We start from the raw sequence: 14,934 nt of genomic DNA on the forward strand, positions 1-14,934 counted from the left end.
CATATTCCCTGTTAACAATACGCACTCAAGCCAGCATTGGCACAAGCAATGTCTTGCTCCACACTTCCACCACTCACACCAATTCCGCCAATAATTACGTCCTCATGTGCTACAGGGAGTCCACCACCAAAAATCACAAAACGACCCTGTTTGTCTGTTTGGATTCCATACAAACTCTGACCCGGTTGTGCGAGTTCTCCAAGAGTCTCTGTGGAAACCTTTACAGCCACAGCGGTGTAGGCTTTATTCAAGGCAAGATCGATACTAGCCAACAGAGCGTCATCCTGACGAACCTGAGCAATCAAATTTCCACCCCTGTCAACAACGGCAATAACCATTGGGACACCTAACTCATCAGCCTTCTCTTCAGCAGCTGTGATCATTCGTAATGCTGTATCTTTTGATATATCCATTGGAACTCCCGTAACATTTGTTCTGAAAATCTCAGCAGAGCATCTACAGGCAAATGTACATCTAATTATTAAGATGTAACCTGATCCGACGCACCGCCAAACAAAACTTCGTAACAACCAAGAGCGTATCTCACATGTTTATAGGAAGATTTATTCCAAACTAAATTTAATATTACATATCAGATGGTTAATCTAAAAAAATATGTTTCACAGGTTAAAAAGCCCTTCTTTTTGTAAACCACAGTTGACATTCCTTCGCGCTATCTGTTTGTATTCACGTAGATATTCGCTAACCATCTACGTTAACCTGCTGTGTTTGTTTGGTTGACACATGGTTTACACGCTTTAGCATCTGGAGAATGTATGCCTGCAAATACCGCACGCAATAATGATGTTCTATTGTCGTTACATGGAGAAATAGCGTCACTCCAAGAACGCATTACGTTGCTTGAAGCAGAAGAAACCCTGTGGAAAAACCTCGGGCAATCCTGCGACTTTCCGCCCGAATCAAACACTCCTCTTCCCGAAGAAATTCATTTCAAATTCGAAAATATTTTTGATCTTACTGCGATCCAGAAAATTCAAGATTCCTTTGCAGAAGCAACCAATGTGGCTTCAATCATTACAGACCCTGAAGGAAGACCAATCACTAAACCGAGTGGTTTCTGCAGCCTGTGTAATGATGTTATTCGCAAGACTAAGTTGGGACTAAAAAACTGTATGCGCTCAGACGCAGCATTCGGGACGCTTAATCCCCTAGAACCTATCATGCGACCATGCTTAAGCAGCGGACTTCTGGACGGCGGAACAAGCATTTATGTAGGCAAACGCCACATTGCAAACTGGATTATTGGGCAGCGTCGAACATCTTCAGAACCAGATCAAAAGATTATTGCGTACGCTAAGGCGATTGGAGCAGATGAAGAGGCATATCGAACAGCATATGACAACGTACCAATCATGCCTAAAGAACAATTCTACAAGGTATGTAATGCACTGTGCCTCATTGCGAATCAGCTTTCCACGCTTGCACAACAAAATTACCGACAAGCGCAAGCCATTGCCAGACGTCAACAAGCGGAACATGCATTGCGAGAAAGTGAAGAACGCTTCAGACAACTTTCCGATTCCACTTTTGAGGCAATCTTTATCCACCACAAAGGAAAGATACTGGAAGCGAACAAAGCCGCAATCACCCTGTTTGGTTTCACACGGGAAGAACTCATAGGCAGGACAATCAATTCTCTTGCTGCACCTGAATTTAGAGAAGCAATTCGTGAATATTCTGAGCAAGGTGGGAATTTATGGTTTCAGGGGGAATTTCAATGCAAAAATACGCTGTCGATAATCTGTGAAGTGCAAGAGCGAAACATTACGTTTCAAGGCAGAAACGTTCGTGTTTGTGCTGTTCGCGACATCACTCAGCGCATTCAGTCTGAGCAAGAGGCAAAGGAAAAAGAGCAGCAACTTATTCAGGCAGATAAAATGGTCTCGCTGGGGGTTTTAGTTTCGGGCGTTGCACACGAAATCAACAATCCCAACAGCTTTATGACAATGAACTTGCCGCTCATTAATGACGTTTGGCAAAGCATTACGCCTATCCTGGACGACTATTACAAAGAGAACGGGGACTTTCTGGCAGGAGGATTAGAATATTCTTCGTTACGGGAAGAGCTACCGAACCTAGTTTCCCGTATGCAAGACGGCGCATCACGGATCAAGGGAATCGTTAACAACCTGAAAGATTACTCACGTGTTGAGCCAAGCCAATTAATGTGGGACGTCGATATAAACGACATGATCCGCAGCTCTCTTCCTCTTCTGGAAAAACTAATTTCAATGCACACTAACAGCTTTACCACCAACCTCGCTACGAACCTTCCACCAGTACAGGGCAACAGACAGCGCCTTTCACAAGTCTTCATCAATCTACTCGTTAACGCCTGCGAGGCTCTTATCGACAAAGACGACAACGTCACCGTCACATCGCAATATCTTGAAGACTTACGAACAGTTGAAATTGTCGTAGTCGACACAGGAAGCGGTATTCCTGAACATTTATTATCGAAAATTACCGATCCGTTTTTCACGACAAAGCGAGATTCCGGAGGTACAGGTCTCGGCTTATCCGTTTCTTCAGCCATTGTGCAGGAACATTCCGGAACCCTACAATTCATGCCTCACCCCGACGGGGGCACCATTGCACAACTCCATCTACCAATTGCTGACCATGGAGAAAAAGATGTCCGATAACTATCCAAGACACCCTATTTTGCTTGTAGACGATGAAGATTCATGCTCGCCAGCTTCAAAACAACTCTACGCTCTAAAGGGATAGGTAATGTTGTAACAGAAAACGACAGTAGCAAGCTGCTTTCCATTTTGGCATCACAAAGATTCTGTGCGGTTGCGATTGACCTTATGATGCCCAAGCTGTCAGGCGAAGAGCTTATTCCACAAATAGTCACCCAGCATCCTAATATTCCAATCCTTGTAATCTCCGGACTTAATCAGGTAAAAAGTGCTGTTAACTGCATGCGCCTTGGTGCTTTTGATTTTATAGTTAAGACTGAAGAACGCGACACTCTCATCGCCGCAGTTCGTCACGCCATCGAAATGTTTGAGCTACGACAGGAAAACTCTTCACTTCGAGAACGTTTTTTCAAAAAAGAGCTGGACCACCCAGAGTATTTTGAAAATATCGTTACGCAAAATAAAGAAATGCATTCCATCTTCCAATATATTGAGGCAATTGCTGAAACATCCCGCCCTGTACTCATTACAGGAGAAAGTGGTGTCGGCAAAGAGCTGGTAGCGAGAGCTGTGCACAACTCCAGTGGACGTACTGGAGAATTTGTTGCTCTCAACATTGCTGGTCTTGATGATAATATAGTTGCAGACACACTGTTCGGGCACACTAAAGGAGCCTATACAGGAGCAACAAAACCCCGAATGGGGCTTGTAGAAAAAGCAAAGAACGGCACACTGTTTCTTGATGAAATTGGAGACTTGAGCCTCGCTTCACAGACAAAACTCCTACGCCTTCTTCAGGAACATGAATATCTGCCACTTGGGTCAGATATGGCAAAGCGTTCCTCTGCACGTATTGTCGCTGCTACCCACCAAAACCTCAACGAATTACAAGAAAGCAGCCAGTTTAGGCGAGACTTATTCTACAGACTGCGAGGGCATTTACTGCACATACCGCCCCTTCGGGATCGCAAGGAAGACCTTCCTCAACTCATCTCACATTTTGTGCATGAAGCAGAAATCAATTTAGGAAAAATGGTTACATCAAACCCAACGGAACTCGCAGATTACCTATCGCAATACACGTTCCCGGGAAACATACGAGAGCTGAAAAACCTCATACTAGATTGTTCAGGCACCTGTGTTGACGGTTTGTTGAGCACTACGCACGTGCAAAGACTTCTCACCCACTCCTACGATTACCAACCTGAATCTGCAAAAGCACAACAGCCTGAAGCTCCAGTTACATTTGGCTCCACCCTTCCTTCATTAAAAGAAATTCGTGCAGCTCTCATCAACGAAGCCCTCATACGCGCAAACAACAACCAATCCGGCGCTGCGCAGCTTATAGGAGTGACACGTCAGGCAATAAGCAAGTATCTGCGAGAGTAATAAGATTACAGAGAGTTAGACTAAGCACACATGTGTTAAAGATGTAATTTTCTGTATTTAAAAAGATTTTTCATAACAGCATGTTTCTTAACGCTGTCCCAAGCAGCCAATGACATATTTTTGTTACATATGTAGACAGCAAAAATACATTTTTATTGATCGCATATCGTATTAGATCTATAGTCAAAGAAAATTTAGTAAGGGAGACATATATGAAATACGTTCAAGTTTCTCCAGAGATGTGCGCTGAAAAAGACGGTGAACAATACCCTACAAAAGTCATCTGCGAAGCGTGTTTTAACGTCATCATGAGCAATCCGGAGCAAAACCTTATCTCTGCTGATGCAGCAGGAACACCAGAGCCTGAGGCCGAATGTGAGTTCAGAATTGCTCACGACTGTGAATCTCTTTAGCAAACATTGTTAGATCATTAATAAAAGCAACGGGAATTTTCTCGTTGCTTTTTTATTGCCCAATATCTTCCACATACCATGCTCGTCCCTACCATTTCTGCCATCCTTGCCATCTTTGCTGGCTAACCACCTTTTCTATCCTCACTGATCCAATTCAGAAAATACACATCCTCGCTATCTTCAAACTCCGAAGCTGCGTCTTTACGCATCTAATCACAATTCGCCCATATTCTTTCAAAGACTTCACCATTCCCAGTGGAGTCACGTCGCGCATACCTACAACACAAAATTAGATGAAATTACATATCGTGAGATTCTTCGTCATCCATCCGACAACACATTGAGAATTTGAGATTATCTCGTGCTCGAATCAATGCAAAACTATCAAAAATTCACCACAGACACTGCACTTTACTCTTATGATCTCTTTATCCAACTCTAATCGTATCATTTTTTATATTATTTCAATTATACTTTCTCTTTTAGAGTTGTTTTTTCTTTTCATAAATACTCATCACTGATTCATTTACAACTTCTGAGCATAAGTATTTTTTATCATGTACAGCTCAACTTTTTTATTCTATTATCTTGTTTACATATCTTTATTTTACAGGGTGAAAAAATAAGAGTTTTTACCACTTGAACTACGTCCCTTTCGGACATGTTCATTCTCATTAACAAATCAGATCAAACAAACGCGGTCTAAGGTGGTTAAAAATGCAATTATTCAGGTTAGCTGATGTTGCTGCGAATTGCGAAGAACCAAAAAATCGCAGCACAGAACAGGATGCTTCCTCTGAATATTTCACACAGGATTATATTTAATCCTGAACTTGAAACCCCATAAGAACATCCGCACTTACAAAGTGCTTAAAACAAAAATTTATTCCATTTTTTCAGACACTTAAAAAAATAAATTTTAACAAATTGGCGGCAATACATTACACAGCTATCCGCCTAACGGAGAAATTTATGATAACTGCTCGAATCAGTGCACCTACTAAAGAAGCTTGCCAGTTACCAGCAGATTGTAAGCATACTGGCGTACAAAAAAACGACCAGACTATTTTTGTTTTTTGTCCTGTTAAAGATAAAGAACGGATACATAGTACTCTTTTGCAAAATAATATTTTGCATAGAATTAACGAGTATTCTGCTTCTTTCGACTCTGATTCTATTCTTTGCCACTTTAAGAGCTGGAACTTGCCAGCAGTGCAGCAAAATCAGTTAATTGACGCCACTAAAACTGGGGCTTGGGTCGAACCGCTTACATGCTTTTTAGACAGATACTTGGGATATACTGAAATAGAGTTATTACACGAGCAGTACTTTCTTCATCAAAAAGCATTTCCCATTTTATCTCGCAAACGGCACGCCTTCATCAAACGTATATTTGATGTAACTTTCGCCTTACTACTACTAATCTTCACATTACCAATCTGCCTGCTCACCGCATTGGCAATCAAATACGAATCAGAAGGCCCTGTTCTTTTTAGACAACGCCGAACAGGACAACATGACAAAGAATTTGATGTGATCAAGTTCAGATCAATGAGCATTGATGCTGAAAAATATGGGGCACAGTGGGCTTCTCAAAATGACAGCAGAGTTACCAAGGTGGGAAATTTTATACGAAAAACGCGCATTGATGAACTACCTCAGCTCATCAATGTCATCAAAGGCGAGATGTCTCTCATTGGTCCACGCCCAGAACGAGAAGTTTTTATCCATGAATTAGAAAAAGTAATCCCGTACTACCGCTTCCGCCACACCATCAAGCCCGGAATATCAGGCTTGGCACAAGTAAAATATGCATACGGCGCTTCAGTTGAAGATGCGATGTGGAAGCATAAATACGATACGTATTACATTAAGCACCACAACATGCTCTTAGACATTAAAATTCTTCTATGGACCGTCAAGACTGTCTTATTCAGGATGGGACGATAGCCTTCTCTCTACTATAGCAAATATCAAATGCATTATTACTGCAATATCTAAAAATTTTGTAAAGAATTAGAAAGAGTCTATACAACTTTATACCATTATACATCATCAGTAGACATATTATAGGGCAACACTAATAAGGGAAGCTTTACAAATGAATATAGTTGTTGACGGACGTATGATTAATCATTCTGGAATCGGTGTTTACACTAACGAACTATTAACGTTGCTTAATGATAAATCCTATTCCGTTGTGGTTTTACTTAGTAAAAATGATGCTTCAAAGTTCGGCTTTAAGAATTTACACGTAAAAACAATTGAATTCGGTAGATATTCTTGGAAAAACTTATTCTATTTGCGCAAGCATATTAAAGATTCCGATATTTATTTTTGTCCTTTTCTTTCTATCCCCCCCGTTTTCTCTTCAGTTCCTGTCGTAACAACAGTTCATGACCTCTGCCCTGTATCCGAACGTAAAGTTTTTGGTACACGAGTTGCGATAGCGTATTGGGCGATAATGCTCCTTCAGCTTGTTGTAAGCAGGCAAGTTGTCACCATTTCAAATTTTACGCGCTCAGAAATCAGCAAGTGGTTCTGTAGCCTCTTCGACGATAAAGTGTCTGTCGTCTCGAATGGCTTGTCTGTTAAAGAGCAACCCAACCATACAAAATCAACATATCCCGTAGACTCTCCTTATATACTCACCGTTGGAAATATTAAGCCTCATAAGAACATCATGAACTTAGCTAGAACATTCTTGCAAAGTAAATGGTGTACCACACACCGACTGGTAATCGTGGGCGATCATCAAGGGTTCCGCACGAAAGAACGGGATATAATGATTGATGACAGCCGTATTATTTTTACAGGTAAAATTTCTGATGCTGAATTAGATCAACTGTATCAACACGCGAGCTTATTTGTATATCCGTCTTTTTATGAAGGGTTTGGTTTACCTTTGCTCGAAGCTATGTCCTACCAATTACCAATTGCATGCTCGTCCATTCCTCCATTTCAAGAAATTGCCGGAGACAGCGTAACGTATTTTAATCCGCACCATCTCAATTCTTTTTGGAAGAATCTAAAGTCCTTCGACTCTTCAAACCATTACGATGAAATTCTTAACAAATACACATGGAAAGCAAACTTAGAAAAGTTATTAACTATTTTTAAGCAGTCTTCTTCTACTGGCCATCAGAACCTTACGCATGAGGGATAGAACATGAGCAAAAAAATACTACAGCTAGGAAAACTCTTCCCTCCGTTTTTTGGTGGCATTGAAAGTGTATCTTATGAACTTGCATTAGGAATTAAAGCGGCAGGACATGTTAGCGATGTATTATGCGTTAACGAGGTAGGAAAAAAAGATTCTTTTGATGATGTTCGCGGCGTGCATGTCACGCGCTGCGCTTCTTTTTTTAAATTTGCGAGTGTGTATTTTTCTCTCAGTTATATTCTAAACTGGATAAAAAGCAGAAAAAAATACGATGTTATTCACGTCCATTGTCCTAATCCATTAGCAAACATCGCACTACTTTTCTTTCCTACACGCGCTCATGTTGTGGTTCATTGGCATAGTGATATTGTTAAACAGAAAAAACTAAAAGTTCTGTATCAGCCCCTTCAAAACTGGCTATTGAAGCGTGCAAACAGAATTATTGCTACGAGTGAGGTCTACGCAAAATCTTCTTCAGATTTACAGCAGTTCCTGCATAAAATTTCGATAATCCCAATCGGTATCGACCCGGACAAACTTGAAACAACAAGTGACGGTGTTGAAGCCATCAGATCAAGATATCAGAATAAGAAAATTGTTTTTTCCTTAGGACGGCATGTATACTATAAGGGCTTTAAATACTTAATCTCGGCTGCCAAAGAGCTGCCTGAAGACTACATCATACTACTTGGCGGCACTGGGAATTTATCCTCTGAACTGTATCAACAGGTTGAGCAGTATGGTCTTACAGAAAAAGTTCAATTTTTAGGAAAGATATCGACAGAAGAATTAGGCGATTACTACTCAGCTTGCGATGTTTTCTGCCTTCCATCCATTGAACGCTCTGAAGCATTTGGCGTGGTTCAACTTGAAGCTATGAGCTTAGGAAAGCCAGTGGTGTCGACTTCCATTCCCGGTTCGGGAGTAGGATGGGTTAATAAAGATGGTATATCAGGAAGAGTCGTTTCACCTAAAAACGTTACAGCGTTACGTGATGCAATAGTAGAGCTTTGTGACAATCCAATTCCTCAAAAGACTATTCAACAACACTTTACGAATAACTTTTCTTCATCTGTTATGGTGAACCGCACGTTAACACTCTACAGTCAGCTACTGTAAATGTTACTGCAATTTCTTAACTGATATTGAATCTAGAAAAAACAGTTTTGAGTTGTTCTTTGTTACAACCTAACCGAACAACTCAAAGCAACCCCATACGATTGTGATTGTGACTAAAACGCAGGTAATAATTGAACTTAATTCCCTCATCACTTATTAAAGAAAGTATTCAAATAATATATGAATCAAAATATAATCAATAACAAGTGGGGCTTCGCACTAGGTCTGAGTTAATAACGGGAACGGCCAGATCTTCAAGTGGGTAACAGCCTCCACTATCTCCATAGAAAGAGCTCTACAAATGTAGAGCTCTTTCTTCGTACCATTCATCATATGATTCAATTTTATTGCTGAAATCCAGCGTAGTCAGGAAAGCTCTATTGCAGAGCACAACCCACGGCTGGCTAGCCACTTCTCATTTCAAACTTCTCTACGACACCAGACGCCTTGCCAAATCAAAATTTCAATCGTGGATGCCGCTACGATCCCGCCACAAAGACGCCTTCTGCTAACAGCATGAAAATATAGTTGTTAAAAGCGACCGCAATTTTTCATTCATGGCTTCATCTGATGATCAAAAATTATACTTTTAGGAATAATTATTTGTCAGGTGGATTTTCCTCAAACTTCAAGTAATTTCTTGCGAATAGCCCTTCTCCGCCGCACCCGCCAAGATTCGGTTTTGGGTTGGTCACCACTGTACGTAAAAGAAGCGGCTCCAAGCAACAACCAAAAATAACTTCGTTGCATACTAGATTCAAGAAGCAATCCAATCAACATAACTACTACGATATTCCGCAATGTTGCATCTGTCGCTTTGCCCCTGAGGCCGCAGAATAAATAGCACAGAAAAGATAACAAAAGAAGTATCCCGCCCTCGGCGGCCATCTCAATAAATACGTTTGTTGCAGGAGAGTGTGCAATATTATGGTATGGGAAAAAATCTGGATAACTATTTCTGATTGCTTCAGCTTTATCAAAACTGGCGTACGCTCCCGGGCCTATGCCATGAATGACATTATTCTGAAACACATCCAGAGCGACCAGCATTCTTGGATAGCGATTTCCACCCCGCTCAACACACTGTTGGAAGACATTATCACTTTCCAAAATTCTTCGAACAGTCACTGCAACTAGGTCATCGCTTATTTGAGCATACAGCCCAAGACCAATCCCCATGATAGTCAAAAAAATCCCCATCCGTACTACCGACTTGATCGAAAGAGAACTCAGGTTGCTTACAATTATTGTTACCAAAACTAGCAACATCAAATTTGCGCTCATGGTTATTTGTACCGCCATGAGAATCAATATCCAGTCAGGCCAACTTACTGCTATATGTTTTTTAGCTGTAATATAGAGATATGGCGTCAACGCTATCGCCCAAAAAGAAGGCTCGTAAAAGAAAAGAGAGACCCTTGCTTGCAAGCCTAATGCTGCAATTAAAATACCTGCTAAAATCTGAGCCCGTGCACAGAGAACCAGCCCTGCCTTAAACCCTTCAGGACTCAATGAAAAAAGAGCCTTCCCCACGCTCGCCACACAAACAATATTGAAGAGCAGCAGAAAAGTGTAGGCAATACTTCTTGAAGGTTCTACCGAATACAGCGAGCTGAATATACACGAAGCAACTATTCCGATTACACAAAGTAACTCTCCCCTTGTGTAATAGATATGTCTGCCAAGTAAAAAATACAGGCACAAAAAGATTCCTGTTGCAAGCTTCAACTGCCCAAATGGAAATGATACCGCAATGGTGTCAGCGCCTGCCCAGAAGTACGCGATTGCAACCAGCAAGGCTACGGAGGACTCTGTAGCCTTAAAATGGCCGTTCTATACAATTGATCGCGGCAGTATATGGTAGGTAACAATTCAAAAGACACTCTCCTAGGCAGGAACGAGGCTCGTCACACCATGTTTCACAGACGATCTATTAAGAAATAGCACTGTAAGATTCATAAATACCATTCCTAAAGGAATTGCTTGAACCTTCAGGAGGCCGCTTAGCGTAAACACAGTGCCTACAAAAACCAACGCGCCAATACTCTGATTTATAATGATACTTCGATCAGCACCCACCGAATACAATTGATAATGTGAGACAAGTCCGAACACTTGTAATGAAACAGCAGCAAGCAGCGTTGGTAACAGATACATATTTTCTAAGAAAATATCCTTCTTCAACCACGTTACGTAGCCGTATATAAAGAGATAACAAACAGGAATGAAAACGAGAACGAGCAAGAAAATATGCAAATACATTTTTTGGGCAAGGCCAAAAAACGCTGTGTATTTCTTTTCCTGCCAATTTTTGATTTGTTGAGGATAGTTGAAATGGAAAATACAAGCGTCTGCGAAAGGGACAAGCGCGCTGACGACACTGAAAAATAAGGTATAAACACCCAAAATTTCAGCTCCACCAATCCGGTCAACCAAATACCTGTCAATGGTATAGACCCCTTGTGCAATTAGCGTCGAATATAAAAAGGGCAAAGAACTCAACACGCCTTTTTTTATCCACTGAAAATCAACGGTCTTAATCCGCTTAATTTCAATATCTCTTTGTATAAACAATACTCCCAGAAAACATGAGGTCGCAGAACCAGCCAACCATGTGCAAAAGAGTACTTTCAATGTTCTAAATTCTGGAACTATCAGACATAGAATGATCAAAACAATCGGCCAGATTCCACTTCTGAGAAACAACAATAATGTTGCCTGTAGCGGTTTTGATAGCGCTATTAGCCACCGTTGTTGCTCTTGAGAAATATGTTCCGCCAGCATTATGGGAAAAATCAATACAAATAACTCAAAGGGAATTATTTCAGAAAAAATCAAATATGACGCAACAGGAATCAAAAGTAAGTACATCAATAGATGAAAGATGAGTTGTTGTTGAATGATCCAGCTATGGCCCTCTTCCGTCTTAACCAATAGCCTTGTTGTATATGAATAGAACTGGCCACCAACTATTTCGTTACAGTACGCCACAGTAACTAAAATTAATCCATATGACCCAAGGTCACTGAGTGAAAAGAATTTTGCCAAAAAAAGTGTAAGAAGCAATTTAGAAACTAATGTTGCTCCTCTCATGGCAAGATTCGTCATGCGTTGAAAAAACAAATAATACTCCAATTTGCTTATCACAACTGTTGGTGGCTACAGGCACATTAAGAAAAACAGCCAACGACCTCTTCAAATGCAAATCGTATTTTTTCTAGATTCTCTCGCTCTGTCACAGCCTCAAAACTACGGCTATCAGCAAAGTTTCCTTCAAAACTATTACACAAAATGCGCTCAAGTTTTTTGATCCTGCTTTGTGGAGAATTCTCGATCTTACTGCTCAACGAAAGCAGCTCCTCTACAGAATCTTTGTATGGATTAAATTGATCCACCACCATGAGGTCACTAAAATACATTTTACTGGCCGTTACTGCGGGAACCCCAAGCAACGCAGCCTCAAAGCAGCTTGTGCCTGTAACTGAAATTACCATGCTGGCTTTCTTTATGAGCTGGTGACTGTCCTCTTTAGGACTCACTAACACCACGCCAGAAATTTTAGATAACTCTTTGTAAAACCCTTTAGGTCGGCAACCTACAGAGGGAAGATGCTCTTTAACCAAAATCTTATATTTTGCAGGAGTGGTTTTTGATATTGCCTGTATAAATTCTATCTGGTTGGCAAAGGTGTTCCCATAAACGTCTATGCTTGATTCAGGTTGAACATGCAGGGTTATTAATATGTACGAAGAAGGCACTACCATCTCAGCTGGAAAGACAACGGATGTTTCAAGCAGAGCTTTTCGTAAAATAGCCGTTTTTACTTTATCAAGAATCAACTGATGCAAACTTGGGGTGCACATTGAGTTCTTTTTCCCGGATACCATCATGCGTACCTGTCGAAAAAGTGAAATAAGATTTTGCTTGTTTGCAATATTAGCTGGTTCTTCTAAATAAAAGTAATCGGGCTTTTCCCCTTTATTCACAACAGCAGAAAAGGCATCAGATGCAATCTCTTCCATGTTACAGGCATTTTCTCGCTGGTACATATCATCGGGTGACAGATATTCAAAAAAACAACTTCGGGATGAAGGAATACGGACTGTCTGAGGGAAGTAGTTTTTTATCTTTAAAACCTTGGCAACCTCTGCAATCACAATCTCTTGAGCCCACGTTGATTCTTGAAAAATGACGCTAACATCATGCTTTGTCAGGAACAAATCAACGCTTTGAGCGATAAATCCTAAATAACAAAGAGCCTGTTCGTAGCTCTTTTCCTTAAGAATACGATCCATCGAAATAATTCTATTTAATTTCACAGAGAACTGCTTTTCATAACGCAAAGCTATTTCATAAAGCTCAGCATGTTCATGCTGTAAGCTCTCAAACTTCTGCATAGAAATATCACAGATGCGCTCAGCTGGAATTCCATGCTTTGTATAGTAGTCCAATTCCGTCTTCTGGGCGCAGAGAATGTAAGGAACCAACAAAGAAGAACTGTTTATAGCTTCAACCCATGTTCGCGTAGTCAAGTAGCTTTCAACTATAGCAATATTTTTCATATGCTCATCCATCTTTAATGTAATATGTCCCAACTCACTGGCGTACCCATTTCAAGATCAGTGCTCGCTTTTCGCCCAATTACAGTCTCTAAGTAACGAGGGTGTAAGCCATTTCCAGGACGAATCGAGCGTACATTCTGCGAAGTAAACAACTCCCCTTTTTTCATATCCTTAACAACAAAAAGAGAACGTCTTACAGCTACAGTTTCTTTTTCCTTCTCCGTCAGCTCATAGTTGACATGACCTAACGCTTTTTCAACAACTCTGATGTCTTGAACCAACTGTTTGAACTCATGCGGTTCCATAGAAAAACTAGAATCCGGCCCACCATCTGCTCTGGAAAGCGTTACATGCTTTTCCACTACTTTAGCGCCAAGACTCACCGCAGCCACAGCTACCGCAGAGCCCAGCGTGTGGTCAGACAACCCGACAGGACAATTAAACGTTTGCGCCAAGTTTGGAATTGTCAAAAGGTTAGCCTCTTCCGGTAAAGCTGGATAAGCGGAAGTGCATTTTAACAATACAATTTCCGGACAACCGCCTTCCCGTAACGTGCTGACCGCCTCATGAATTTCAGAAAGCGTTGCCATACCTGTAGACATAATTACAGGCAGTTCAGTCGAAGCAATTTTTTTAAGTAACGGGATATCAATAACTTCGAAACTTGCTACCTTGAAACAAGGAACACCCACATCCATTAAATAATCAACGGCTGTATTATCAAATGGAGTTGAGAAACAATCCATTCCCAGCCCATTGGCGAGAGTCTTAAGGTGCTGGTGCCAGTCCCACGGCATATATGCTTCTTCATATAAATCATAAAATGTTCTTCCAGCCCAACAGGATGTGCCTTCAATTTTGAAGTACGGCTGCGACGACGGAATCGTTAAGCTGTCTGCAGTATACGTTTGCAGCTTAATGGCATCAGCACCAGCGTCAGCTGCTGCTTTGATGATTGCTTCAGCTCTTTCTATGCTGCTATTATGATTAGCCGAGAGTTCAGCTACAATATAAGTATGTTGTTCTTTAAGCATTTTCTTAAAAAAGTTAGTTTGCGACACTAAAATCTCCTGTTACGATCTCTACACATCTATCAGGACCAAGGTGAAAAAACGTATCAAGGCAAGCCATAAATGGTACAAACTCTGAGTTTTGCTGTGCATACTCTATGAGTTCAGGGTGATGATAGCGCACGGCGATATTTGAATCTTGAAACGCCTCTTCAATCCCATACGCTTTCCCGTTACCTCCTGAAACATACTCCGTAGCTCCGGCTAGCACGCAAAGATCTCTTATCTTTTCGGGCCCGTAATCAGCGCATTCCCCTCGCTTCTCTATATCCGTGGCAAGAGCTAGCTGAGGGGTAAACCCTAAGTAGGAACACAGCACTTCGAGTTGACTACGAATGACCCTTGTATAATCCCCATCACTCTCAAGGAATGTCTCTAAAATTCTTTTTTCAAGCATATCCAGAAGAGAACTGTCATAGTACTTCGCATCAGCGTAATACCTTTTCACTACCGAAATATGATCGGTAATCCACTGACTGTCCTGTATCTTTGTATTGCATATTAACGCCCTGCTTGAAGAGCTGATCGGAACTGTCAACCATTTGGAATCAG

General features: G+C 41.1%; 12 protein-coding genes. 6 read left to right on the top strand and 6 right to left on the bottom strand.

Annotation, left to right across the window (positions count from 1 at the left end; all coding sequences use genetic code 11):
- Positions 1 to 11: 11 nt before the first annotated feature.
- Positions 12 to 413: a heme-binding protein gene (locus MKHDV_RS16815; RefSeq protein WP_160717369.1), complete on the bottom strand. Its 402-nt coding sequence runs from the start codon at positions 411 to 413 to the stop codon at positions 12 to 14.
- A gap of 363 nt (positions 414 to 776) precedes the next feature.
- Between MKHDV_RS16815 and MKHDV_RS16820 the strand changes: the two genes are divergently transcribed.
- From MKHDV_RS16820 to MKHDV_RS16845, 6 genes are all read left to right on the top strand, one after another.
- Positions 777 to 2,666, top strand: a complete 1,890-nt coding sequence (locus tag MKHDV_RS16820) for a PocR ligand-binding domain-containing protein (protein ID WP_160717371.1) — start codon at positions 777 to 779, stop codon at positions 2,664 to 2,666.
- Between the two features lie 42 nt (positions 2,667 to 2,708).
- Positions 2,709 to 4,055: a sigma-54 dependent transcriptional regulator gene (locus MKHDV_RS16825; protein WP_254060505.1), complete on the top strand. Its 1,347-nt coding sequence runs from the start codon at positions 2,709 to 2,711 to the stop codon at positions 4,053 to 4,055.
- 212 nt (positions 4,056 to 4,267) lie between these two features.
- Positions 4,268 to 4,468: a hypothetical protein gene (locus MKHDV_RS16830; protein WP_160717373.1), complete on the top strand. Its 201-nt coding sequence runs from the start codon at positions 4,268 to 4,270 to the stop codon at positions 4,466 to 4,468.
- Positions 4,469 to 5,440: 972 nt separating this feature from the next.
- Positions 5,441 to 6,418 carry an exopolysaccharide biosynthesis polyprenyl glycosylphosphotransferase gene (locus MKHDV_RS16835; protein ID WP_160717375.1) on the top strand — a complete coding sequence of 326 codons (978 nt, stop codon included), beginning with the start codon at positions 5,441 to 5,443 and terminating at the stop codon, positions 6,416 to 6,418.
- A gap of 151 nt (positions 6,419 to 6,569) precedes the next feature.
- Positions 6,570 to 7,634: a glycosyltransferase family 1 protein gene (locus MKHDV_RS16840; protein ID WP_160717377.1), complete on the top strand. Its 1,065-nt coding sequence runs from the start codon at positions 6,570 to 6,572 to the stop codon at positions 7,632 to 7,634.
- 3 nt (positions 7,635 to 7,637) lie between these two features.
- Positions 7,638 to 8,750 carry a glycosyltransferase gene (locus MKHDV_RS16845; RefSeq protein ID WP_160717379.1) on the top strand — a complete coding sequence of 371 codons (1,113 nt, stop codon included), beginning with the start codon at positions 7,638 to 7,640 and terminating at the stop codon, positions 8,748 to 8,750.
- A gap of 621 nt (positions 8,751 to 9,371) precedes the next feature.
- Here MKHDV_RS16845 and MKHDV_RS16850 read toward each other — a convergent pair.
- The 5 genes from MKHDV_RS16850 to MKHDV_RS16870 form a co-directional block, all read right to left on the bottom strand.
- Positions 9,372 to 10,547, bottom strand: a complete 1,176-nt coding sequence (locus MKHDV_RS16850; protein WP_160717381.1) for an O-antigen ligase family protein — start codon at positions 10,545 to 10,547, stop codon at positions 9,372 to 9,374.
- A 90-nt stretch (positions 10,548 to 10,637) separates the two neighbouring features.
- Positions 10,638 to 11,873 carry a lipopolysaccharide biosynthesis protein gene (locus MKHDV_RS16855; RefSeq protein ID WP_216846954.1) on the bottom strand — a complete coding sequence of 412 codons (1,236 nt, stop codon included), beginning with the start codon at positions 11,871 to 11,873 and terminating at the stop codon, positions 10,638 to 10,640.
- A gap of 47 nt (positions 11,874 to 11,920) precedes the next feature.
- Positions 11,921 to 13,312, bottom strand: coding sequence for a hypothetical protein (locus tag MKHDV_RS16860; RefSeq protein ID WP_160717385.1), 1,392 nt, complete (start codon positions 13,310 to 13,312; stop codon positions 11,921 to 11,923).
- Between the two features lie 14 nt (positions 13,313 to 13,326).
- Positions 13,327 to 14,373 (bottom strand): pseudaminic acid synthase, encoded by a 1,047-nt coding sequence (gene pseI / locus MKHDV_RS16865; RefSeq protein ID WP_254060506.1) that lies wholly within the window; start codon positions 14,371 to 14,373, stop codon positions 13,327 to 13,329.
- On the bottom strand, positions 14,360 to 14,934 hold a 575-nt coding region (locus MKHDV_RS16870; protein WP_160717389.1), incomplete at its 5' end, for a WbqC family protein. The genes MKHDV_RS16870 and pseI, both read right to left, overlap by 14 nt.

The sequence above is a fragment of the Halodesulfovibrio sp. MK-HDV genome (assembly GCF_009914765.1).
Lineage (GTDB): Bacteria > Desulfobacterota > Desulfovibrionia > Desulfovibrionales > Desulfovibrionaceae > Halodesulfovibrio.

What these genes read in the sequence shown, in the direction of transcription:
- MKHDV_RS16825 (WP_254060505.1), top strand. Translation starts at nt 2,709, where the DNA reads ATGCTCGCCAGCTTCAAAACAACTCTACGCTCTAAAGGGATAGGTAAT.
- MKHDV_RS16830 (WP_160717373.1), top strand. Translation starts at nt 4,268, where the DNA reads ATGAAATACGTTCAAGTTTCTCCAGAGATGTGCGCTGAAAAAGACGGT.
- MKHDV_RS16820 (WP_160717371.1), top strand. Translation starts at nt 777, where the DNA reads ATGCCTGCAAATACCGCACGCAATAATGATGTTCTATTGTCGTTACAT.
- MKHDV_RS16815 (WP_160717369.1), bottom strand. Translation starts at nt 413, where the DNA reads ATGGATATATCAAAAGATACAGCATTACGAATGATCACAGCTGCTGAA.
- MKHDV_RS16860 (WP_160717385.1), bottom strand. Translation starts at nt 13,312, where the DNA reads ATGAAAAATATTGCTATAGTTGAAAGCTACTTGACTACGCGAACATGG.
- MKHDV_RS16835 (WP_160717375.1), top strand. Translation starts at nt 5,441, where the DNA reads ATGATAACTGCTCGAATCAGTGCACCTACTAAAGAAGCTTGCCAGTTA.
- MKHDV_RS16845 (WP_160717379.1), top strand. Translation starts at nt 7,638, where the DNA reads ATGAGCAAAAAAATACTACAGCTAGGAAAACTCTTCCCTCCGTTTTTT.
- MKHDV_RS16840 (WP_160717377.1), top strand. Translation starts at nt 6,570, where the DNA reads ATGAATATAGTTGTTGACGGACGTATGATTAATCATTCTGGAATCGGT.